We start from the raw sequence: 22,048 nt of genomic DNA, 5'->3' as shown, positions 1-22,048 counted from the left end.
CCGGTCGGTCCCGGCCTCCTGGCGGGACTCAGCCGGTCCCGGCCACCTGTGCCAGCGTGCGGCACAGGGTGCGCCCGGCCAGCTCGATCTTGAAGTCGTTGTGCCCCTGTCCGGCGGCGTCGCGCATGGCCGCCTCGGCCGCGGCGCGATACGTGGCCATCTCGGCGGGGCGGCCGGTCAGCGCGGCCTCCGCCTCGGCGGACCGCCACGGCTTGTGCGCCACACCGCCGAACGCCACCCGGGCCTCACGGACGCTTCCCGCGTCGGTCGTCGACACGACGGCCGCCACGGAGACCAGCGCGAACTCGTACGACGCCCGGTCGCGTACCTTGCGGTACCTCTGCCGGCCGGGCGGGGGCGGCGGCAGGACGACGCTCGTGATCATCTCGCCGGGCCGCAGCACGGTCTCGATGTGCGGTGTGTCGCCGGGCAGCCGGTAGAAGTCGGTGATGGCGACGCGGCGCACCGCCCCTTCGGCGTCGAGTAGTTCGATCTCCGCGTCCAGCACCGTCAGGGCCACCGCCATGTCCGAGGGGTGGGTGGCGATGCAGGATCCACTCGCGCCGAGGATCGCGTGTATGCGGTTGAACCCGCCGATGGCCGAACACCCGCTTCCGGGCTCGCGCTTGTTGCAGCCCGCGGCGGTGTCGTAGAAGTAGGGGCACCGGGTGCGCTGCAGCAGGTTTCCCCCCGTGGACGCCTTGTTGCGCAGCTGGCCCGAGGCGCCGGACAGCAGCGCCTCCGACAGCACCGGATAACGGGTGCGGACCAGGGCGTCGGCGGCCACGTCGGAGTTCGGCGCCTGGGCGCCCACACGCAGCCCGCCGTCCGGGAGTTCCTCGATGGCGCGCAGCGGGAGCCGGCTGATGTCGACCAGATGGCTCGGCTTCTCGATGTCCAGCTTCATCAGGTCCAGCAGGTTGGTGCCGCCGCTGATGAACTTGGCACCGTTCCTGGACACCGCGGCGACGGCGGCCTGAGGGTCCGTTGCCCGCTCGTAGGTGAAGGACCTCATGCCGTGCCGCCTTCCGCCGTGCCGCGGATGGCCGCGACGATGTTCGGATAGGCGGCGCACCGGCAGATGTTGCCGCTCATCCGCTCGCGGATCTCCGCGTCCGTCAGGGCGATGTGCGGCGAGGCCACGTCGGCGGTGGCGTGACTGGGCCAGCCCGCCTCCACCTCGGCGAGCATGCCGACGGCCGAACAGATCTGCCCCGGTGTGCAGTAACCGCACTGGAAGCCGTCCTTCTCGACGAAGGCGCGCTGCACGGGGTGCAGGTGGTCGGGATCGCCGAGGCCCTCGATCGTGACGATCTCGTCGTCCTCGTGCATGACGGCCAGCGACAGACAGGAGTTGACGCGCCGGCCGTTGACCAGCACCGTGCAGGCGCCGCACTGACCGTGGTCGCACCCTTTCTTCGTCCCGCTCAGGCGAAGGTGCTCGCGCAGCGCGTCGAGCAGCGAGGTCCGCGGATCCACCTCGAGCCGCCACATGTGATCGTTGACGTTCAGCCGTATCGCCGAGAGTGGGGCCGTCTCGCCGTCGCTCGGCCCGGCGGGGCCCGTCCCCGGATAGCTCATCACAGCCCGCCTTCCTCGCTCGGGTGCGGGTGTCAAGCCCGACGTGCGTCGCCGCTGTCGGCGCGCCTCCCCGCGGCTCGTCGCCCTTGCGGGGCGCGCTCTGCAGTCCAGCGTCTCGCACATGCCCGCCAACCGCGATTCATGTCCTCGTGGTGCGGTTCCCCGCACGCCCCCGTCCGGTGTACCGGCCGGGGAGCGGGACCGGCGCCGCTCTCGCCGGGTACCACCACGCCGGGCTCCCCGGCCGGCTTGCCGGGCCGTTTTCCTCTGACTAAGGTCAGAGGATGATCGAGGAACAGGTGGACCGGGTACGGCGCTTCAACCGGACGGTCGCCGAGCGAGTGGGAGTGCTGCACGACCACTATCTGGGCGGCGCACGCCCGTACGGGCAGGCTCGGCTGCTCTGGCAGATCGGCGACGGCGACACGCACGACGTCCGCGGCGTACGGGACCGGCTCGGCCTCGACTCCGGCTATGTGAGCCGGCTGCTGCGCGCGCTCGAGCGGGACGGCCTCGTCGCCGTCGGGCCCCACCCCCGCGACCGGCGGGTCCGCACCGTACGGCTGACCGAGGCCGGGCGGCAGGAGCGCGCTCTTCTCGACGGCCGCAGTGACGCACTCGCCGCATCGCTCCTCGCCCCGCTCAACGCCCGGCAACGGGACCGGCTGACTTCGGCCATGGCGGAGGTCGAGCGACTGCTGACCGCTTCGACGGTCACCCTGGCCGCGCTCGACCCCGACCACCCGGACGCCGCGCACTGCCTGCGGTCCTACGCCGCAGAACTGGGGGAGCTCTTCGACGGCGGCTTCGACCCCGCGAACAGTCTGCTGCCCGACCCGGGCGAACTGCGCGCACCGCGCGGACTGTTCCTCGTGGCCCGGCTGCACGGGGAGCCGGTGGGCTGCGCCGGGCTCAAGCTGGCGGCCGGAGCACCCGCCGAGATCAAGCGGCTGTGGGTCCGTCCCGATGCCCGAGGCCTCGGCCTCGCCCGGCGCCTCCTGTCCGAACTCGAGGAACGCGCGGCCCGGCACGGCTGCGAACTGGTGCGGCTCGACACCAACAAGGCCCTGGAGGCGGCCACGCGTCTCTACCGCGACAGCGGTTACACCGAGGTCCCCGCCTTCAACGACGAACCCTACGCCCACCACTGGTTCGAAAAGCGGCTCGCCCCGGGAACGCGGTAGGAACGAAGTTCGGCCCTCCGGGTGCCGGCCGCCACGGGGCACGTCCACGCGGCGCAGAGCCGGCGCCGATCATCAGCGGTGCCGGTGCCGGTGCCGGGGTCGGGTGCCGGGTGCCGGGGCGTCGCGGAGCCGCGGCGACCTCCGCTCCCGCCGGAGGGTGCCCGTCACCCGGGCCTCACCTCACCCCGGGGACGGGTCGGCCGCCGGGGGACGGGAGCACGGGGCGGTCCCTCCGTACGAGATCGGGTCGGGCTCCGTCACCGGGCGGTGTCGGGTGCCGCGGGGGCCGAGTCCGCCCGCTGGTAGATGTCGGGGATCCCGTCCGCGTTGTCGTCGCGCGTCTCCTCCTCGTAGAGGCGGCGGTAGACGGCGTTGCGGCGTTTGATCAGCAGGGCGGCGAGGCCCGCCGCGATCAGCGATCCGACCAGGACCGCCGCCTTGATCTGCTCGGTCTGGGACGGGTCGCGGAAGGCGAGCTCCCCGATGAGGAGGGCGACGGTGAAGCCGATGCCCGCCAGGACCGCGAGGGAGAAGACGTCCGCCCACTCGAGATCCGGGTTGAGCCGGGCACGGGTGTAGCGAGCGGCGAGATAGGTGCCGGCGAAGATGCCGACCGTCTTGCCGACGACGAGGCCGAGGACGACCCCGAGCGGTTCGGGACGGGTGAAGACCTCGGACAGGGCGGCTCCGGAGACGCCGACACCTGCGGCGAACAGGGCGAACAGCGGCACCGCCACGCCGGCCGAGACCGGGTGCAGCAGGTGCGAGGTGCGCTCGGCGGGGGACGCGTCCTCGCCCTTGTCGCGGGTGGTGCGCAGGATCAGGCCCATGGCGACGCCCGCGACCGTGGCGTGGACCCCGCCGTTGTACATCAGTGCCCAGATGGCGAGGCCGAGCGGCACGTACCACCACCAGCCCCTGACCCGCAGGCGCTGGAGGACGTAGAAGAGGACCAGTCCGGCGAAGGCCCCGCCGAGTGCCGCGAAGTTCAGGTCGCTGGTGAAGAACACCGCGATGATCAGGATCGCGCCGAGGTCGTCGACGACTGCGAGCGTGAGCAGGAACGCGCGGAGAGCGGCGGGCAGATGGGTGCTGAGGACGGCGAGGACCGCGAGCGCGAAGGCGATGTCGGTGGCCATCGGTACGGCCCAGCCACTCGGTGAGCCGCCCGCGGGCATGGCGACGGCGATGTAGAGCGCGGCGGGCACGACCATGCCGCAGACCGCCGCGATGACCGGCAGGGCGGCGGTGGCGGGGTTGCGGAGTTCGCCGACGACGAGCTCTCGCTTGAGCTCGATTCCGGCGACCAGGAAGAAGACGGCGAGGAGACCGTCGGCGGTCCAGTGGCCGACGGAGAGGTCGAGGCCGAGGGCGGGGACACCGAAGTGGAAGTCGCGTATCCGCTCGTAGACGCCGCTCCACGGGCTGTTCGCCCATACGAGCGCGACCACCGCCGCGGCGAGCAGGACGAGTCCGCCGACGGTCTCCGTACGCAGCGCCTGGGCCACGGCGTTGCGCTCGGGCAGCGGCAGCAGGCCGAGGAAGGTGGTGCGCTGACGCGGAGCGTCTGACATGAGGGGGGCCTCCGGGCCGTCGATGTTGCGGGCACACTGCGCCCATTGCCGCCGACCAGACTTCCCGGCACACCTCGCGTCGCGTTGACGCGTTCTTAACACCCTAACCAGAAGGCGGGTGCTGTCACCAGACAGCACCCCACCTGCGGGAACGTGCAGGAAGGGGCCGCATGCGCAAGGCGCGGGCGCATGCGGCCCCTTCGGGAGCCGGACCGCGAGGGCGGTCAGGCGGTGGTCTTCACCGGCTCCTGGTCGTCGTCGGAGTCGTCCTTCTCGCCCGCCTTGCGGGCCCGGACGTACTCCAGGAAGGTGTTCAGCTCCCGCTTGACGACCGGGGCGAGCAGGTAGAGACCGATGATGTTGATGACCGCCAGCATGAAGAGGACGGCGTCGGCCATGTCGATCAGGGTCTGCAGGGTGAGCAGCGAGCCCGCGACGGCGAACAGCGTGTAGAGCACCTTGAAGGTGATCTCGCTGGCCTTGCTGCGGCCGAAGAGGTGCGTCCAGGCCTTGAGGCAGTAGTAGCCCCACGTCAGCACCGTCGAGATGGCGAAGAGCAGCACCGCGATGGTGAGGATGTACGGGAACCAGGGCAGCACCGTGCCGAAGGCGTCCGAGGTGATGGTGACGCCGCCGATCGACTCGCCCGCACGCGCCTCGGCCCAGCTCGCCGGGTTGGCGATCACGATGGTGAGGGCCGTCATGGTGCAGATGATGACCGTGTCGATGAACGGCTCCAGCAGAGCGACCAGGCCCTCGCTCGCGGGGTGCTTGGTCTTCACCGCGGAGTGCGCGATCGGGGCGGAGCCGAGACCGGCCTCGTTGGAGAACGCCGCGCGCTTGAAGCCGATGATCAGCGCGCCGAGGACACCACCGGCGACGCCCTCGGGGTTGAAGGCGCCCTCGACGATCGTGACGACCGCGTCGGGCACGGCCGTGACGTTCACGAGGATGACGATCAGACAGGCGGCGATGTAGATGGCCGCCATCGACGGCACCAGCTTGCTGGTGACGTTGGCGATGGAGCGGATGCCGCCGAGCAGCACGATGCCGACGAGCGCGGCGATGAGGATGCCGAAGAACAGGGCGCCCGCGGAGGAGCCGAGAGCACCGTTCTCGCCGCCGGCGACGGAGACGAGCTGCGCGTAGCTCTGGTTGACCTGGAAGAGGTTGCCGCCGAAGAGGCCGAAGAACAGGACCATGAAGGAGGCCAGGACGGCGAGCACCTTGCCGAAGGTCTTGCCGTTCTTGCCGAAGCGGTCGGCCATGCCCTTGGGGAGGTAGTGCATCGGGCCGCCGGAGACGGTGCCGTCCGCGTGGACCTCGCGGTACTTCACGCCGAGGGTGACCTCGACGAACTTCGTGGCCATGCCCAGCAGACCGCAGAGGATCATCCAGAAGGTCGCACCGGGGCCACCGATGGAGACGGCGACCGCGACACCCGCGATGTTGCCGAGGCCGACGGTGCCGGAGACGGCCGCGGTCAGGGCCTGGAAGTGGTTGACCTCACCGGCCGACCCCTTCTCGTCGTACTTTCCGCGCACCACGTCGACGGCGAGGCGGAACTTCCGGATCTGGACCAGCCCGAACCAGGTGGAGAAGACGAGGCCGGCGACGACGAGCCAGGCGACGATGAGGGGGAGTTCCGTCCCGGCGACGGGGACGGAGTAGAAGACGACTTCTCCGAGCCAGCTGGCGATGGGTTCGAAGAATCCGCTGACTGCCTTGTCGACGGATTCGGTCATGGAGTCGAGTGACACAGTGGCTACCTCATGGCGCAGGACCGGCGCAGGGAAGGCTGCGCCGGAGGGTGTGCGGTCTTGGAGCGAACGCCGTTGTCCGTTCGGCGACCCGGGGCGCGTCGGTCCGCGGACTCGAACCTGATCGCCCTGGTCGTGCCGCGCCGGCGGGGAACCGGCGCGCTCCGCGTCACGGCACGAGGCCATCTGCGGAGTTGCGCAGTTCTAACACGGTTTTTGTGCATCACTGGGTGATCGGAATCACATAACGGCGAGTAACCAAGGGAATTGCCTGCGAGCGTGACGAGACCGTTATCCGGAAGCGTGTCCCCGTTCACCGAACGTCCACGAAGGCTGGCTGTGTGTGCTCGCCGGGTCCTGGTGCTGAGGCGTTGACCTGCGGAAAGTGTGCGCTGTGCGGCCGCCGGCCCGTTGCGGGGAGGCCCTGAGCACGCCGGATGCCGCCCCGGAGTGCATTCGATGCCTGCTCCCGGCAGTGTTCCGCCGTGGAGGTTGCCGGTTCCAAGCAGTGACGGACGGGGAAAGGGGCGGCAAAATCCGCGCGCCGGGTGTCCCGCGCTGAGTTCCCATGCCGTATACGGCGGTCCGGCCCGCCCGGCGGACCGGTCCTTCCCGGCCGGACCGCCGGCCCGGAACCGGAACCCTTGCCCCGGCCGGCGACGCCGCGTTCCGCGGCAGCTCACGCCTCCTGCTCGGGCCAGTCGAGGAAACGCGCACCGATGACGGCCGTCTGGAGCGTGTATCGGTGCACGGGGTCCGCCGGATCGGCGCCCGTGAGTTTGTGGATGCGGTCGAGCCGGTACGTCATGGCCCGAACGCTGAGCGACAGCCGGCGCGCCGCCTCGGCCGCGACACAGCCGCTGTCGAAGTAGGCAGCGAGCGTCCCGATCAGCGGCCTGGCGCCGCCACGGGCCTCCCGCAGCGGACCGAGGACGCTCTCCACGAGGTCGGTCATGGCCTGCCGGTCGCGAGTGAGCACGGGATACACCAGCAGGTCCGTGGCCCGGAGTACGGGATCCTCCAGGCTCATGCGCTCCGCCAGGTCCAGGGCGTTCAGCGCCTCCTCGTACGAGTGGACGACTCCGCCCGCGCCCGGATGGGCGCGCCCGATGGCCACGCGGCCGCCCTCCGCGGCCGCGTACGCCTGTTTGGCGAAGAAGGCGAGGACGTCCGACTGGTCCCCCGGGGCGATGCAGATCAGCCGGCCGTCCTTGGTGGTGAGCAGGATCCGGCGGTCGCCGAAGCGGGCCAGCAGCGCGGCCTCGATCCGCCGGGTCGCGGGCGAGCCGTCGCCGAACGGTTCCGCGCCCTGCGCGGCGGCGACGGCGTGCGCATGGGAGAGGAGCAGCCCGAAGCGCTCCGCACGCTCGGCCAGACGCCCCAGGTCGCTGCGCCCGTAGAGCAGGTCGTCGATGAACTCGCGCCGCGCCGCCTCCTCCTGGCGCACGGCGAGCCGCTGCGCGCGCTCGTGGCCCTCCCCGAAGGCGTCGACCGCCTGCTCGACGGCGGCGAGGAGGTGGTCGGCGGCGTCGGGCGCGAGCGTCGAGCGGACCGCTCGGGCGGCGCCGAGCAGGACCCGTACCAGTGCCCGCAGGCCGACGCCCGCCTCGGCTGCTCGCTCGCCCTGGAGCCGGAGCGATTCGAGCTCGTCGCGGGTGAGCCTGCGTCCCGTGGTGCAGGCCGCGATCAGGATCCCGTCGTACCCCGCCACGTAGCGCTCGGGGGCTGTCCGATCCGCCATGCGCTCTCCCGTTCCCCCCGGCTTCCGGCGTTTCCCGGCGCTGTCGTGCGCCGCGGAGGTCCGGGTGCCGGACGGCGCGATGCCGGCACGGAGCGGGCCCCGGGTGTCAAGGGTACGTAAAGATTGCCGGTGAGCGGCAACGTCGGCGGGAGTCACAGTGCGAGAACCTTGGTGCCGTCCCGAGGAGGCTGCCGGGCCTGGGCATGATGCCCCTCCACGGGCGCTGCCGCACGATGTTCCGCGCACCGGCTGTGCTGCGCGCCCCGCAGTGGCCGACCGCTCGCCGGGTACGCGTCCGCCCCGGTCGGGGCCGGTGCTCAGGACCCGCAGCCGTCCGTCCGGAGGCCGTTCGGACCCGGGCCGACTCACCGCCGCCTACCGGGGTAGAAGGAAGGTCATGGACGGCAGCGCCCTCTGGTGGGTCCTCGGTGCGATCACCCTCGCCACGGCCATCGGCGCGGGGTGGCTGCTGCTCCGTGTGGTCAGGGCCCGCAGAACGCTCGTCGACGCCGGGATGCCGGTCAGGGACAAGGCCCTGTTCTGGGCGGCCGTGCTCTACACCGTGTCGCCCGTCGACCTGCTGCCCGACCCCGTGTACGTCGACGACATCGGTGTCCTGGTGCTCGCACTCAGGGCTCTGCAGACGGCCGCCCGGGGTGCGGCACGGGAGAAGCCCGGATGACCGCGCTGGGACGGGGGCCCTTGGACGCGTTACCGAGCGCCCCGCGCGAGCACCGGGCCGCTCCACGATCCGGCTGCCTCGGAGGCGGCCGGCACCGGCAGTGACCTCGGCGCCGTCGGGTCGACCCCGCAGCCGGCTGGAGCCCTGGCCACCAGCTTGCGGTGTGCGCCGAGAAGGTTCACGTCCCAGTAGCGGCGGTCGTATCCGATGCCGACGGCCACGATGCCGCGGTTCATCAGGACCTTGTACAGCGCGTTCCCGGGGCCCGGGTCCGTCGCCCGGTCCGCGAAGTACCCGTCGTGGGTGTAGCCGTAGGCCATGGACTCGGAGATCAGACCGGAGTACAGGCCCGCGTCGGACATCCGGGTCCGCAGGTCGCGGCCGTCGCTGCCCACGGAGGTGAGCCGCCCCATGGCCGCCATGTCCTTGGCGTGCGAACGCCCCACCTCGCTCGCCCGGTCGGAGACGCGCAGGCCGGGCAGGCCCTGGGCCGCGCGTTCCTTGTTGATCTCACACACGATCCAGTCGACGTTCGGGTGGTACGACTGCCCGGTGTCCTCCTTCTCCGCCGCCGGGGAGGGCGACGGGGCGTCAGCCGCCTGCGCGGGGACGGCGGGTCCCCACAGGAGGGCGGCCGACAGAGCGGCTGACACAGCCGGGACCAGGGTCTTCACGATGAATCCTCCGATTCGCGCAGGGCGGGTGAGCCTCGCGTTGCCGATGCCGTCACCGTGGCACGAACCCGGACTCCGTCGGCCCTGACACGCCATGATCACCAGCAACCGCGACCGTGGTTGCGCCGGTGCGGTGTGCGTGTGCGACTCGGCCGTGGCGGTGCTCCACCGCGTGGCAGGCGCCTGAGGGCGACCAGTGCGAGGGCCGCGAGCCGCCGTGCAGGGGTGTCCGGCGCAGTCCCGCCCGACGCTCCCCGGTAGGCACCGTGCCTCCGGGGAGCGGTTCCGGTACGGCCGGATACAGGGGCCGTCCCGCTGCGTGCCGGTCCGCTGCCGTCGCCCTGGCGGAGCGGAATGCGCGCCGCGATTTCCGTGCCCGCCGCAGGGCGGACGCCCGCCGTACCACGGCAGGCCGACGACGGACTCACTGAGCAGGCGTCCCCGAGCCGCGTTCGAGGAGAGTGCCGGGAACGTTCGCGGTCCCGGAGGCGTCGGCACCCGCCACCCGCGTCGGGCCGCGCAGCTACATCAGCCCGACGGCCGCAGCCATCCCGACCGCACCGCCGACACGGTGACCGTGCTGATCCACGCTCATCGCGGTGCTGCGGCATGGAGTGCCCCGTTGCGCTGAGGGCGTCGGCCGCGGCGCCGACCTCGCCGTACACGGCGCCGGTCCCACCCGGTGGCGTCCGACCGGCGTACTGTTGTGCCGGTGCGCAGGGCATCCGCCATCCCGAACCGCACCCCCGAACGGCGCCTTTGCACGGAGGTCGCTCCACCATGCCCGCCGACGCCACGTCACCGAAGAAGCTGCGCAACAACCGGGCCGCCCTCGCCCACAAGGTCGGGTACGCCCTGCGCCACCCCGGCCGCGTCATCCCGTACCTCCGCCGCGCCGTCCGGGACTTCCGGCTGCGCCTGAAGCACCCCGACCACATCGGCTACTACCGGGCCGTGATGGCCTCGGACACCCGCCGCAACCCCGAGGCCGCGGTCGGCAGCCAGACCCACGAGCGCTGGCTCGCGCTCGGGCAGATGCAGTTCGACTACCTCCTCGAGCACGGGCTGCGCCCCGAACACCGGATGCTCGACATCGGCTGCGGCAATCTGCGCGCCGGCTGGCGTTTCATCGACCATCTCGGCACCGGCAACTACTACGGCATCGACATCTCGCCCCACATCCTGATCGCCGCCAAGAAGACCCTGACCGAGCGGCGGCTCCAGGACAAGCTTCCCCATCTGACCCTCGTCGGCGACCTCACCCTGGACTTCCTGCCCAGCGACCACTTCGACGTCGTCCATGCGCACAGCGTCTTCTCCCACTCGCCGCTGGAGGTCATCGAGGAATGCCTCGCACACGTCGGCCGAGTGCTGACGGACACCGGGTTCTTCGACTTCACCTTCGACCGCACCGAGGGAGCCGAACACCAGGTGCTGCGCGAGGACTTCTACTACCGGACCGAGACGCTCCTCGCCCTGGCACGCGGACACGGCCTGCAGGCACGCTTCATGGAGGACTGGGAGAAGCGCCCCCACGGCCAGTCGAAGATCCGGGTCAGCCGCGCGCCCCTGGCGGGAGGAGGGGCTTCTGGCCGCCCGGGGAGCACTCTCTGAGGATCGTGTTCGAGGACGAGGCAGCCTGCGCCCCGCATCCGCGCAGCGCTCCTGCCGTCGACGGGAACGACCGCGGTCTCTTCCTGGCCTCCCGGACGTCCCGCAGACGGGGTTCGCCCGACTCCGGGCGGCAAGGTCGTCCGGGCCGAGGAAGACCTCTCTTCCTCCCCGTCCCCGTACTCGCGAGCCGGTCCGTCCCTGAATCGCGCCACGCGGTCCTGTCGCGGCCCAGCCGGTCCGGGGCCCACGGCAGCGGGCATCGGCCCGCCGGCGTCTTCGGCCGGCCTGTCAGGGGCACCGTCCATCTTGCGACGCATCGGCGGCCGCTGCTATCTGCACCCGCCGGGCCGTCAGGCCGCGCTCGAATCGTGCCGCTCACCGCGTCGTTCGTGATCACCCGGCCGCGGCGGTCGCCGAGCGGGGCGCCGGCGCGCAGGGGATCGCCCCCCGACTCCGCTCCTGGACGATCAGCACCTGACCGGGCCGACGCGCCTCAACGTCCGGAACCTCTTGGACCAACGACTTTCGGTCACTACGATGCCGCGTAGTATGTGATCACTCTGTGTGCAGTTCCGGCCATGGTCTGTGCATCCCCCCCGGAGTGACCTCGCGCACTATGACTGAAAGGGACTCAAGAGTGAGGCCTGCGCTGGCAGTTCCCCCCATTTACGCTCCTATCCCTCCCGCCGTCCACCCGAGCCACAAGGCGATCGACGCCCGGACGGCCGCTTGGGCAGACCGGTTCAACATCGGTTCACCCGAGTGGCGACGGCGTCTTGTCACCCAGGACATCGGCGTCTTCGCCGCGCGTATCCTCCCGGAAGGGCGGGAGGAGGTCGTCTCGGTCCTGTCCGACTTCGTCATCTGGCTCTTCGGGGTGGACGACGGCTACTGCGAGGAAGGCGAGCTCGGCATCAAGCCGGGCGAGCTCGCCGCCACGCTCAGCCAGCTGCTGCGCGTGGCGCAGAACCCGGAAGTGACCATGCTCTCCGGGGATCCACTCGCCGAAGGACTGCGGGACCTGACGCTGCGGGTGTCGCGATGGGGAACGGCCCTCCAGACCGCACGGTGGGTGGACACCCTGCGGGAGTACTTCTTCGCCGTGGTGTGGGAGGCCGAGCACCGGGCAGCGGGCCGGATCCCCGGCCTCAACGACTACGCGCTGATGCGTCTCTACGTCGGCGCGACTTCCGTCGTGCCACCGTTCCTGGAGATGGGCCACGGGTACGAACTCCAGCCGTACGAGCGGGAGAGCAAGGCGGTGCGGGCAGCCGGCGAGATGACGTCCTTCATCACCACGTGGGACAACGACATCTACTCCCATCACAAGGAGAGCCGGGGCGCCAATTACTACCTCAACGTCATCCGGGTCCTCGAGCACGAGTACGGGCTGAGCCCGAACCAGGCCCTGACCCGGGCGATAGCCCAGCGCGACCGGGTGATGTGCCTCTTCCTGAGCCTGCGCGCGAAGCTCGAAGACGAGGGCAGCCCCCAGGTACGGCAGTACCTCGGCAACCTGGCCTCCTTCATCCGGGCGACCCAGGACTGGAGCGTCAGTTCGCTGCGCTACACCACCCCGGACGACCCCGCCGCCCTTTCGCCGTCGTTCTCCGACCGCCCGACCGACACCAGCCGGGAACCCCTCGACATCCCTTCGATCTCCTGGTGGTGGGACCTGGTGCCCGCTTCCCGGACCGCACCGTTGAATGACGCCGCCGCATAGGGCGGCTGAGCAGACCGGAGGGCCCGGGCGTACGGCGCTGAGCGCGTACGGCCGGGCCCTTCCCCATCGGTCTCGGGACCCTGTCACAACTGCCTTCGCGGCCACGGGATCGCACGACCGGGCCGACGAGGCCAGCGGCATGGTCCGCCCGTGGGTCGAGCCGTGGGAACTGATCACTGGATGCGTCCGGGTGAGGAGTTCACGGTGGTGACCGGGCCGGAGCCGGAGCAGGCGCCGTTCAACGTGGTCGTGCGTGACCAGGGCATCACGGCGTGGGGAACGCGGTCATGGCGCCGAGGCCTTCGACAAGAACGCGCCACCGGCCGCAACGACCGTTTCCGACCGGCAGGAACGGCCGCAGCCGTTCCCACCCGGCATCACTCAGATCACCCCGCCCCGTGTCCACATCGAACGACTCGGGCTCGGCGCAGTCACATGACCGGCCGGACAAGTCCCGGGCGCCTGGTGACGACAGCGAGCGCCCCGTCCAGCTCGGTGACCTGGACGGGGCTCGCGGCCCTTGCTCTTCCACTCCTGCCTGCGGCGGGTGACGCGTGGCGTGATCAGCCGCAACTCGACGAGCGGCACGATCGCCTCTTCCATCAGGGGACGCCCGAGCGCAGCAAGGCCGGCGCAGACGGTGCTGGAGACGAGAACAGCGGCCGTGCCGCTCGGCATTCCCTTCCCGGACCACATTAAGTGATCACGTTTCAGGCGTGCCGGGCACGGCTGCTACCGAGAGAGCAGCGAGCGCCACCAGGACCCCTGCTGGCTTGACACCGCTGCGGGAGGACGGGAGTGCTGCTGCGGGTTCGACGCCGCCGGTAGCGGCTGAGCGGCGACCGGGGCCCCCTGTGCGGGATGGAGGTCGCCCAGGGAGCGCGGCGAGGTGAACCGAACGGGAAGCGCGTCCGGTCGCTTGGTGAGCCAGTTGGAGGTGACACCGATCTCGGTCTCCGGGATCGCCAGGGCCATGTCGGGGAGGAGGGACATGAGCTCGTCGATGCCGGTGTCGGCGATGGCGCGGCCGATGTCGCCGCCGGGGCACTCGTGCGGGCCGGCGCTGAGCGCGAGGTGTGAGCGGTTGCCGTGCATCGGCACGCTCAGGTCGGGGCGCTGTTCGGGGTCCACGTTGGCCGCGGCGATGCACAGCATGAGCAGGTCGCCCTTCCTGATGTGCTGACCGCCGATCATCGTGTCGGACGTCGCCCACCGGCCGGGAATGGTGGCAATGCTGGGGTTGTCCCACATGACCTGCTCCAGAGCGTCGGGCAGGGTCATCTGTCCGCCGGAGAGGCTCCCGCGGAACCGCCGGTCCGTGAGGATCAGCCGCAGGGTGTGGGCGATCAGATTGACCGTGCCCTGATGCGCGGCCACGAGGATCATGCGCAGGTGCTCGACCACCTCCGTGTCCGTGAGCTGGGACTCGTGCAGGATGAGGCGCGAGGCCAGGTCATCGCCCGGGGTGGTCTTCTTGTAGGCGACCAGGTCCGTCAGCACCTGGGTGACCACCGCATTGCTGGCGGCCGCGGTCTCACTGCCGCGCACCAGGTCCAGCGTCGGCTCGACCAGGAGGGGGCCCTTGTCCGGCGTCATGCCGAGCAGGCGGCTGACGACCAGCATGGGCAGCGGCTCGGCGTAGTCGCGCACGAGGTCGGCGGTGCCGTCCCTGCGGAAGCCGGCGACGAGCTGGCGGGTGTAGTGCGTCACGTACTTGCGCATACCGCGGCGGTTGAACTGGGCGAGACCGTCCACGACGGCGCCGCGCAGTCGGGCATGCTCGTCGCCGTCGGCGAAGACGCACAGAGGCTGCCAGGCCACCATGGGCATGAGGGGCGAGTCCGCCGGAACACGGTTCTCGATGAAGGCGTTCCAGAGCCGGGAGTCCCGGCTGAACAGCTTCGGCGTGCGCATGACCTCCAGGTTCTCCCGGTACCCCAGGACCATCCAGGCCGGGATGTCGCCGTGCAGGAGGACCGGGGCGACCGGACCGTGCTGCTTGCGGAGCCCCTCGTACGTCGCGGCCGGGTCGGTGACCTCCGGCAGCCGCACGAGGCCGTTCCTGGCCATGCCATGCGCGGGGCACCCGGGCGGCGGCATGAGCCCGTCGGCAGATATCGGGGATGGGGTGGTCACGGGGCCTCCGGTGATTGAGAGCACCCCTGTCACGAAGGCCGGCCGGGGCACTCATGAGCGTCCTTGCGGACCGCGGGCAGCGGTCCCGGCCGCCGGTCCCCGATGAGCAAGATCGGCAGCGCAGAGGCAGCATATCTTCCGCACAAGAACACCCGACAAGCCATCAAAGCCCTTTCAGGACAACATAGTTAAGCCGTCAACCGATCGTCGGTGTCCAAGCCGGGCAGAGCCTGCTGGTGGAAGGCGGCTCAGCGTCCCGTTCCCTGGGGTCGCGCAGATGAAAACGGCCCGCGGGGGTGGGACTCCGGTCCAGGGGCCCCCTCTGCCTTCGGTAGCCGCCTGATCGGTTCGACGACGTGGCCGTTCCGCGCGTACGGCTCCGCGGAGCGAGGAGCAACTCCTGCAACGGGCCGGGACGTCGGGGCCAGCGGCGAGCTCTTCCGCTCGGTACCGGGACGTCGCGACGGACCGGGGCCGGAGGCGTCCCGAACACCCTACCGTCCGGTTTGCGCAGGTCACAGGGTCATGACCCGCAAAAGGGGAGGTCCGTTTCTCTCTTCCTGTGCGTTCCCGTGTCCGCCCATCCGGCCGCGGGCACCGCCGGACGAGGGGCCGGGCGCAACTGGCCGGGTGCGGCTCTGAGGCGAACCGGCTGCCTCGGAGGCCCTGTTGAAAACGATCAAGCGCGAATAGTATGCGCCGGACTGGATCGTTCCGGCTGGCCGATTGATCGCGCGCAACCGACCATCCCCCCACACCGTCACGCCGGGGCAGCCCAGCACCGGCGCGAGACTGTCGCGAGAGGACCCAGACGTGTCACTGGATTCCATACCCCGGGCGAAGGGCCGCGTGCCCGGCCTCGGCCACGTACCCCGCGTGCTGCGTGACCCGCTCGGAGTCCTCAGAGCCCTCCACGCCGAAGGGCCCGTCCTGCGCCTGGACATCGGCACCATGCCCGTCGTCGTCGTCACCACCCCCGACACGATCACCGAAGTCCTCGTCAAGAAGGGCAAGCACTTCAGGAAGGGCCGACTCTTCGACCGGCTGAAGCCGCTGGTCGGCAACGGCATCGGCAACTCCGAAGGCGCGACCCACATCCGCAACCGACGCCTCATCCAGCCGATGTTCTACAAGGAGCGCCTCGAGGGCTACGCCCACGTCATGGCCGAGCGTTCCCAGATGCTGGCGGACTCCTGGAGCGACGGCCAGACCATCGACGCAGCCAAGGTCGCGGGCAGCTTCACCATCGAGACCCTCGCCGCGACCATCTTCAGCGCCGACATCGGCCGTCCCGCCGTCGAATCCGTCCGCGAAGACCTGCCCGTCATCCTCCGCGTCATGCTGCGCCGGGCCCTCGCCCCCAAAGCCCTGGACGGGCTCCCGATCTGGAGGTCCTTCGACCGCTCGGCCTCCCGGATGCGCGCCGTGATCGAGGAGGTCATCGCCACCACCCGCGCCTCCAACCCCGAAAGCCGCACGGACCTGCTCTCCCTGCTGCTCTCCGCACGCGACGAGACCGGCACCGGCATGACCGACGAAGAAGTCCGCGACGAACTCGCCACCATGCTCTTCGCTGGGAGCGAGACAACCGCCTCCACACTCGCCTGGGCCATGTACCACATCGGCCAGCGACTCGACGTGGAAGAGGAACTCCTCACAGAGATCAAGAACGCCGTCGGCGACCGGCCCGTCACCTTCGCCGACGTACAGAACCTGCCCGCCATCACGCGCGTCCTGAACGAAGTGATCCGGCTCCACGGAGTCACCACACTCATGCGACGCACCATCGAGCCCGTCACCATCGGCGGCTACGACCTTCCCGCCGACACCGAGGTCCTCTTCAGCCCCTACGCCATGCACCGCGACCCGGACCTGTATCCGGACCCCGACCGCTTCGACCCCGACCGCTGGCTTCCCGAACAGTCAGCCGACCGCCCGCGCCACCACGTTGCTCCCTTCGGCGCCGGCAACCGCAAGTGCATCGGCGACAAGTTCGCCTGGCTCGAAGCAACCATCATCCTGGCCACCGTCCTGCCCCGCTGGAGGCTCCGCTCCGTTCCCGGCAGCAAGCCACCGGCCGAGGCCACCGCGTCCATGGCACACCCCATTCGCGTGCCCATGGTCGTCCGCCGCCGCCAGGGCGTCTGACGGTCCCGCTCGATACGGACGCGAGCCAGCGGTGGCACCCGCGATCCGGGAAGGGCTCTGCAGCGGCCCACGAAGCCGGTCTGCCGAGCGCGGTTTCGCAGACGGCCGAAGGCAACGGCCTCCTCCAGGGCGTGTTTCGGAAGTAGCGTCGTCCGCCCCCGCCCAGACGGGACTTTCGAAGCACGCCCGCCGGGGATTGCGGGACAGCTCTCAGCGGGGCTTGGTTGCCAATGGCAACAGCCCGGGGCTGTTTCAGGCGGTTGACGGCTCGCTCAACAGTGTTGCGCCGCCGTACCGATCTCCGACCCTTCGACCCCCTTCGGCGCGGCCGCTGGTGGTGGGTCGGTGCAGGGCCCGGCCGCATGCCGCTGCGCGCCGACGCCGGGTGCGCGGTCCGGTCCGGGTGACACAGCCATCCGGCCGTTTGCCGACCGGTCCCATCCGGCCCCGGGCGACGGTGCCGGAACGCGGGTCGTCGCGACCGCCTGGGTACTTTCTCATCTTCTCCGTGGGCTTCCGGCCAGTGGCTGAAGAGGGGAAGTTACCGAAACGAACGGGGTGGTTGTGCCGTTCACACGGGGGACCGGCAGACTCGGGAACGCCAACCCGGTGCTGCAGCACTCATCGTTCACCCAGGAGAATCCACCCAGGAAAGGACGAGAACCATGCGGAAGACCGCTCGATGGACAGCAGGCGGTGCCACCCTCGCCGTTGCGCTGCTCGGGTCGACGGCCGGCGTCGCGTACAGCGCGCCCGCCTCGCTGTACGCGCCCTCGGCGCTGGTCCTGACCACGGCACACGGGGAGAGCACCACAACGAGCCCGGAGCGTGCGGTCGTCCTCACCTGCGGGCCCGGCGCCACCGGTACGCATCCGGACTCGGAAGGCGCGTGCGCCGCCCTCGCACAGGTGAAGGGCGAGTTCGGCAGCCTCGCCGAGATCAGCCGCGGGCAGCCGCGTTTCTGCACCAGGGAGTACAACCCCGTCACGGTGACGGCTCAGGGCGTCTGGCAGGGCACGCGGGTGAGCTATGAGCACACCTTCGCCAACGACTGCGTCAAGAACGCCGAAGGCGCGGCCGTCTTCGAATTCTGAGTGATTCCGCGGAGGAGGGATCACCCGGCATGGGGATCGGGGGTGGCCGTCGCCACCCCCGATCCCCGTTCCCCTGGGAATTCGGCGTCCGCACGTCGAACGCCCGAGCTACTGCCGTGTGCGCAGAGCGAGACGCCCGTACAGCGGTACGGTGACGGACAGCGCCACAGCGGCGGGGGTGAGCGGATCCATGTCGTGGAGCGTATGACGGGGGCGAACGCCGCGGCACCGACTTCTCGCCGCCCGGCGTGCCGTGACGCCGCCGGCGCGGTCCGCGCGCGGAGGTGTGTCAGCGGCGCTGGCTACGGTGGGGCGCATGATCGAGGCCGAGGACATCCGCCGTATCGCTCTGTCGCTCCCCGAAACGGTGGAGAAGGAAGCATGGAGCATGCCCACGTTCCGCGTGGCCGGGAAGATGTACATCACGATCCCCGACGATCAGACGTCGTTCGCCGTGCGCTGCCCGAAGCACGAGCGGACCGAACTGATCGCCGCGGAGCCGCAGAAGTTCTGGGTGCCACCGCACGAGGCGAGTTCGTCCTGGGTCCGGGTGCGGCTCTGCGCGCTGGAGGACCTGGCCGAACTACGTGACATTCTCGTCGACTCCTGGAGGCAGGCGGCGCCGGACCGGTTGGCGGAGGAACATCCCGAACTGCGGCCGGGAGCGGGCTCGGGCGAGTGAGGGGCGTGCAGTCCGGGGAGGGAAGGACACGGCTGCGGCAGGCGTGCCTTCGGGCCGGTGATCCGGAGCCGGCCCCTCCGGCCTGGTGCCTCCGGCCGGCCCGGACCACACCCGCGATCCCCGTCCGTCAGTTCGCGCGGGAGCGCCGCCGGAGCAGGAACACCAGCGAGGCGACCGCGGCCGCGACGGCCCCGGCGATCGCTGTCCAGCCGCCGGCCGACAGACCGCCGCTCTCCACCGCCGCACTCGCGGCCGGAGTGCTCGCCGGGGACGCCTCGGGGGCGGGGCGCGCCGGAGCGCTGGGAGTGGGCGTCGGCGAGGCGGCGGGCGTGGGGCTCTTCACGGTGGCGCCGGGCGCGGCCGCCCCGAGCTTCAGCACGGGTGCGGAGTTGCCGTGGCCGTGGCCGCTGGTGGCGCCGAGTTCGATCCAGCGGTCGACGCGTCCGTCGCCGTAGCCCTGAAGCGTCTTGAAGGCGAGTTCCTCGACGTCGGGCAACTGCCGGACGCGCACCGAGTACTCGGCGTCGGCCCCGACGGCGACGGCGGGCCCCTTGACCGTGTAGCCGTCGGCCGCGGTGCCGAACGTCCAGCCCTCGGGGCCGTCCTCGTACGTGACGTCGGAGGGGGTGATCCCCTCGGGGAGGACGACGCGCAGGGATGTGATCCCGGCCTTGTCGGACTCCGATTCGGCGTTGAAGGTGAGCGTGACGTTCTCGGCGAGAGCCTGGGCCTTGTCGGCCTCGACCTCGACGTGCGCCGCCGCCGGGCTTGCGCCCAGCAGTACGGCACCGGCAGCGGCGGCGAGGCAGAGGCACGCCCGGCGGATGCTCGTGGAGGTGGGGGTCATGGCGTCTCCGGATCGTGGTGGATGAGCGCCGCCTGGGGGGCCGCGCAGTTGACGGCCATGGCCTGCCCAAGAGTTCGCGGCCGCAGCGGCCGTGCACCAGCCCCACGGCGAGGAGCGCGGTCACCGACGCGGCGCCCGCCGCCCGCTCCGCGGGCTCTCGGGCCGCGAGAGGGCGGGCGGTGAGCCCGAGTACGCCGCGCACGAGGGCGAACACGGTCGCCCGCACGACGGGCAGTGGGGGACGCGGGTCCGCGTGCGGCAAGTGCATGGCCCGCCCATCATGAACCATCGTGTGGCCGGTCGGCAGGCGCACGGCGCGTCGGGTCCCCGTCGGCAGTCGCCCGGCCCCTCCGGTCCCGGTCGGCAGGAGATCACGTCCCGGGAGGCGGCCCTGTCCGCGCACGTGCTCGTCGAGGCCGGCGGGGACTGTCACGCCGTACGCCGGGACCTCGAGGACCTGCTGGGCCGCGTCTTCGGCACCACCCACACCACCCTCCAGATGGACCACCGTCCGCAGGTCCTGCCCCAGGTCGGCGCCCCTGCCGGAGCGTGCCGGGCACGGCGGGGCACTGCGCGGACCCGCACGGCACTGCGCACCCCGACGGCCCGAAGGGCCCCGACGGCGGCTCGTGCGCCGACGGGACGGTTCGCGGGCCGGGAGCACGACGGCCGCCGGCCGGGGGGATGGGGCGGTTCGCGTACCGGGGCGGTGCGGCACGCGATGTGCGCGCGAGAGCGGAGACGTACTCCGGGCCGACGCCCCGCCGGATGGGAGGCGTCGTACGCGACTCCTCGCGCCGGGCTTCGAGGAGCCGGTCGCCGAGGCGGCACCCTTCCGGATGCAGGGCCATCGGGTGCACGTCCCACCCGGCACACACCAGGTCCGGCGCCCGGTGCCGGAGGTCCGGGCGCGCCGTGACACCGGGATCGGGCAGATCGCGACGAAAGGTGGAATATAGGTGATTTCTACGTTTTTAGGATGGGTAGATATGAGATGTAAGGGGTGACCCGGTAACGGTCACCTCCCGGCCCGGTGTGCACTCCGGGCCCTCGCGGGAGGAGGACGGGACATCGCCCGGGATCTCCGAGCACCTGCGTCAGTCAGGAGGGGCGAGATGGACCTCTGGGCGATCTGGTTGATCATCGCTGCGGTGCTGATCGCCGCGGAGATCGTCACGCTGACCGTCGCGCTGGGCATGCTGGGCGGAGCCGCGCTGATCACCGCGGCATGCGCCGCGGCGGGACTGCCGCTGCCCCTCCAGTTCCTGGTCTTCACCGTCGTCTCCGTGATCAGTGTGGTGTTCGTGCGCCCCCGTGTGCGGCGCGCGCTCACACCGCGGCGCGAGCGGTTCGGCGTGGACGCTCTGGTCGGCAGCACCGCCCAGGTCGTCTCCGAGGTGACGGGCACGGGCGGCAGGGTCCGCATCGGCGGCGAGGAGTGGACGGCCCGCGCGTACGACGAGTCGCTGGTCATCCCTCCGGGAACGGCCGTGGACGTCATGGAGATCAGCGGCGCCACCGCAGTCGTCTACCCCCGGGAGTGAATCATGGAAGGCACGGCACTCCTCCTCGTCGGCGTGATCGTCGCGCTCCTGGCGGTCTTCACCGTCGTCCGCGCGGTGCGCGTCGTCCCCCAGGCGCGTGCGCGCAACGTCGAGCGGCTCGGCCGCTACCACCGCACGCTGCAGCCGGGACTCAATGTCGTCATTCCGTACGTCGACCGGGTCTACCCGGTGATCGACCTCCGCGAACAGGTCGTCTCCTTCCAGCCGCAGCCCGTCATCACGGAGGACAATCTGGTCGTGGAGATCGACACCGTCGTGTACTTCCAGGTGACCGACCCGCGTGCCGCCGCCTATGAGATCGCGAACTATCTGCAGGCCGTCGAGCAGCTCACCGTCACCACGCTGCGCAACGTCGTGGGGTCGATGGACCTGGAGAAGACCCTCACGTCGCGGGACACCATCAACGACCAGCTGCGCGGTGTGCTGGACGAGGCAACCGGGAAGTGGGGGCTGAGGGTCAATCGCGTGGAGATCAAGGCCATCGATCCCCCGCAGTCCATCAAGGACGCGATGGAGAAGCAGATGCGGGCCGAGCGGGACAAGCGGGCCGCGATCCTCGGGGCCGAAGGACAGCGCCAGGCCCAGATCCTCACCGCGGAGGGCGAGAAGCAGTCCGCCGTCCTCCGGGCGGAGGGCAACCGGACCGCCGAGATCCTGAAGGCCGAGGGCCAGTCCCGGGCCATCGACGAGGTCTTCCAGGCCGTGCACCGCAACGACCCGGACCCCAAACTGCTCGCGTACCAGTACCTCCAGGTGCTGCCCCAGCTCGCCCAGGGCCCCGGCAGCACGTTCTGGGTCATCCCCGGTGAGGTCACCTCCGCGCTCCAGGGGGTGTCCCGCGCGTTCGGCGAGGTGCTTCCCCGATCCCCGGCGACCCGGGAGGAGTCCCCCGACGGGGCGGCTGACCGGAGGGCCGCCGACGATGCGGCGCGGGCGGCGGAGGCTGCGGCGGAGGCCGTCGCCGACGCGGTCCAGGCGGACGGCGCCACCTCACGGCCCTGACTGCCCCTGGCCCCTTTCGACCGTAAGCGGGAGAGAGGCCG

General features: G+C 71.0%; 17 protein-coding genes. 9 read left to right on the top strand and 8 right to left on the bottom strand.

The window, feature by feature from the left end:
* Nucleotides 1-28: 28 nt before the first annotated feature.
* On the bottom strand, nt 29-1,015 hold the full coding sequence (locus FEF34_RS05760) for an FAD binding domain-containing protein (RefSeq protein ID WP_138052148.1): 987 nt from the start codon (nt 1,013-1,015) through the stop codon (nt 29-31).
* Nucleotides 1,012-1,581, bottom strand: coding sequence for a 2Fe-2S iron-sulfur cluster-binding protein (locus FEF34_RS05755; protein ID WP_138052147.1), 570 nt, complete (start codon nt 1,579-1,581; stop codon nt 1,012-1,014). The genes FEF34_RS05760 and FEF34_RS05755 overlap by 4 nt, the downstream gene beginning before the upstream one ends.
* Before the next feature lie 284 nt (nt 1,582-1,865).
* On the opposite strand from FEF34_RS05755, the gene FEF34_RS05750 reads away from it, so the two are divergent.
* Nucleotides 1,866-2,765 carry a bifunctional helix-turn-helix transcriptional regulator/GNAT family N-acetyltransferase gene (locus FEF34_RS05750; RefSeq protein ID WP_138052146.1) on the top strand — a complete coding sequence of 300 codons (900 nt, stop codon included), beginning with the start codon at nt 1,866-1,868 and terminating at the stop codon, nt 2,763-2,765.
* A gap of 257 nt (nt 2,766-3,022) precedes the next feature.
* On the opposite strand, the gene nhaA is transcribed toward FEF34_RS05750, so the two are convergent.
* The 3 genes from nhaA to FEF34_RS05735 form a co-directional block, all read right to left on the bottom strand.
* Complete coding sequence (gene nhaA, locus FEF34_RS05745) at nt 3,023-4,339, bottom strand: Na+/H+ antiporter NhaA (protein ID WP_138052145.1); 1,317 nt, start codon at nt 4,337-4,339, stop codon at nt 3,023-3,025.
* 224 nt (nt 4,340-4,563) lie between these two features.
* On the bottom strand, nt 4,564-6,099 hold the full coding sequence (locus FEF34_RS05740; RefSeq protein ID WP_138052144.1) for an alanine/glycine:cation symporter family protein: 1,536 nt from the start codon (nt 6,097-6,099) through the stop codon (nt 4,564-4,566).
* A gap of 679 nt (nt 6,100-6,778) precedes the next feature.
* The gene (locus FEF34_RS05735) at nt 6,779-7,840 is read right to left on the bottom strand and encodes a PucR family transcriptional regulator (RefSeq protein WP_138052143.1); all 1,062 of its coding nucleotides are present in this window, start codon (nt 7,838-7,840) and stop codon (nt 6,779-6,781) included.
* A 397-nt stretch (nt 7,841-8,237) separates the two neighbouring features.
* Between FEF34_RS05735 and FEF34_RS05730 the strand changes: the two genes are divergently transcribed.
* Nucleotides 8,238-8,522 (top strand): YkvA family protein, encoded by a 285-nt coding sequence (locus FEF34_RS05730; protein ID WP_138052142.1) that lies wholly within the window; start codon nt 8,238-8,240, stop codon nt 8,520-8,522.
* A gap of 29 nt (nt 8,523-8,551) precedes the next feature.
* On the opposite strand, the gene FEF34_RS05725 is transcribed toward FEF34_RS05730, so the two are convergent.
* Nucleotides 8,552-9,196 (bottom strand): CAP domain-containing protein, encoded by a 645-nt coding sequence (locus FEF34_RS05725; RefSeq protein WP_138052141.1) that lies wholly within the window; start codon nt 9,194-9,196, stop codon nt 8,552-8,554.
* Nucleotides 9,197-9,976: 780 nt separating this feature from the next.
* Here FEF34_RS05725 and FEF34_RS05720 point away from each other — a divergent pair.
* A complete protein-coding gene (locus FEF34_RS05720) occupies nt 9,977-10,810 on the top strand; it encodes a class I SAM-dependent methyltransferase (protein ID WP_138052140.1) in 834 nt (277 codons plus the stop codon).
* 637 nt (nt 10,811-11,447) lie between these two features.
* Nucleotides 11,448-12,533, top strand: coding sequence for a selina-4(15),7(11)-diene synthase (locus FEF34_RS05715; RefSeq protein ID WP_171052839.1), 1,086 nt, complete (start codon nt 11,448-11,450; stop codon nt 12,531-12,533).
* 732 nt (nt 12,534-13,265) lie between these two features.
* Here FEF34_RS05715 and FEF34_RS05710 read toward each other — a convergent pair.
* On the bottom strand, nt 13,266-14,669 hold the full coding sequence (locus tag FEF34_RS05710) for a cytochrome P450 (RefSeq protein ID WP_407698259.1): 1,404 nt from the start codon (nt 14,667-14,669) through the stop codon (nt 13,266-13,268).
* 813 nt (nt 14,670-15,482) lie between these two features.
* Here FEF34_RS05710 and FEF34_RS05705 point away from each other — a divergent pair.
* The 3 genes from FEF34_RS05705 to FEF34_RS05695 all read left to right on the top strand — a co-directional run bounded on the left by FEF34_RS05705 (nt 15,483) and on the right by FEF34_RS05695 (nt 18,593).
* Nucleotides 15,483-16,817: a cytochrome P450 gene (locus FEF34_RS05705; protein WP_171052838.1), complete on the top strand. Its 1,335-nt coding sequence runs from the start codon at nt 15,483-15,485 to the stop codon at nt 16,815-16,817.
* Nucleotides 16,818-17,482: 665 nt separating this feature from the next.
* Nucleotides 17,483-17,911 (top strand): subtilase-type protease inhibitor, encoded by a 429-nt coding sequence (locus tag FEF34_RS05700; protein ID WP_138052138.1) that lies wholly within the window; start codon nt 17,483-17,485, stop codon nt 17,909-17,911.
* Between the two features lie 316 nt (nt 17,912-18,227).
* The gene (locus FEF34_RS05695) at nt 18,228-18,593 is read left to right on the top strand and encodes an MmcQ/YjbR family DNA-binding protein (protein WP_138052137.1); all 366 of its coding nucleotides are present in this window, start codon (nt 18,228-18,230) and stop codon (nt 18,591-18,593) included.
* A 127-nt stretch (nt 18,594-18,720) separates the two neighbouring features.
* On the opposite strand, the gene FEF34_RS05690 is transcribed toward FEF34_RS05695, so the two are convergent.
* Nucleotides 18,721-19,440: a DUF1775 domain-containing protein gene (locus tag FEF34_RS05690; RefSeq protein ID WP_138052136.1), complete on the bottom strand. Its 720-nt coding sequence runs from the start codon at nt 19,438-19,440 to the stop codon at nt 18,721-18,723.
* Nucleotides 19,441-20,555: 1,115 nt separating this feature from the next.
* Here FEF34_RS05690 and FEF34_RS05680 point away from each other — a divergent pair.
* Both FEF34_RS05680 and FEF34_RS05675 read left to right on the top strand, forming a co-directional pair.
* Nucleotides 20,556-20,984 (top strand): NfeD family protein, encoded by a 429-nt coding sequence (locus FEF34_RS05680; protein ID WP_138052135.1) that lies wholly within the window; start codon nt 20,556-20,558, stop codon nt 20,982-20,984.
* A gap of 3 nt (nt 20,985-20,987) precedes the next feature.
* Nucleotides 20,988-22,007: an SPFH domain-containing protein gene (locus FEF34_RS05675; protein ID WP_138052134.1), complete on the top strand. Its 1,020-nt coding sequence runs from the start codon at nt 20,988-20,990 to the stop codon at nt 22,005-22,007.
* Nucleotides 22,008-22,048 lie beyond the last annotated feature (41 nt).

The organism is Streptomyces marianii (genome assembly GCF_005795905.1).
GTDB lineage: Bacteria > Actinomycetota > Actinomycetes > Streptomycetales > Streptomycetaceae > Streptomyces > Streptomyces marianii.
This window is presented reverse-complemented; position numbering and strand designations above follow the sequence as displayed.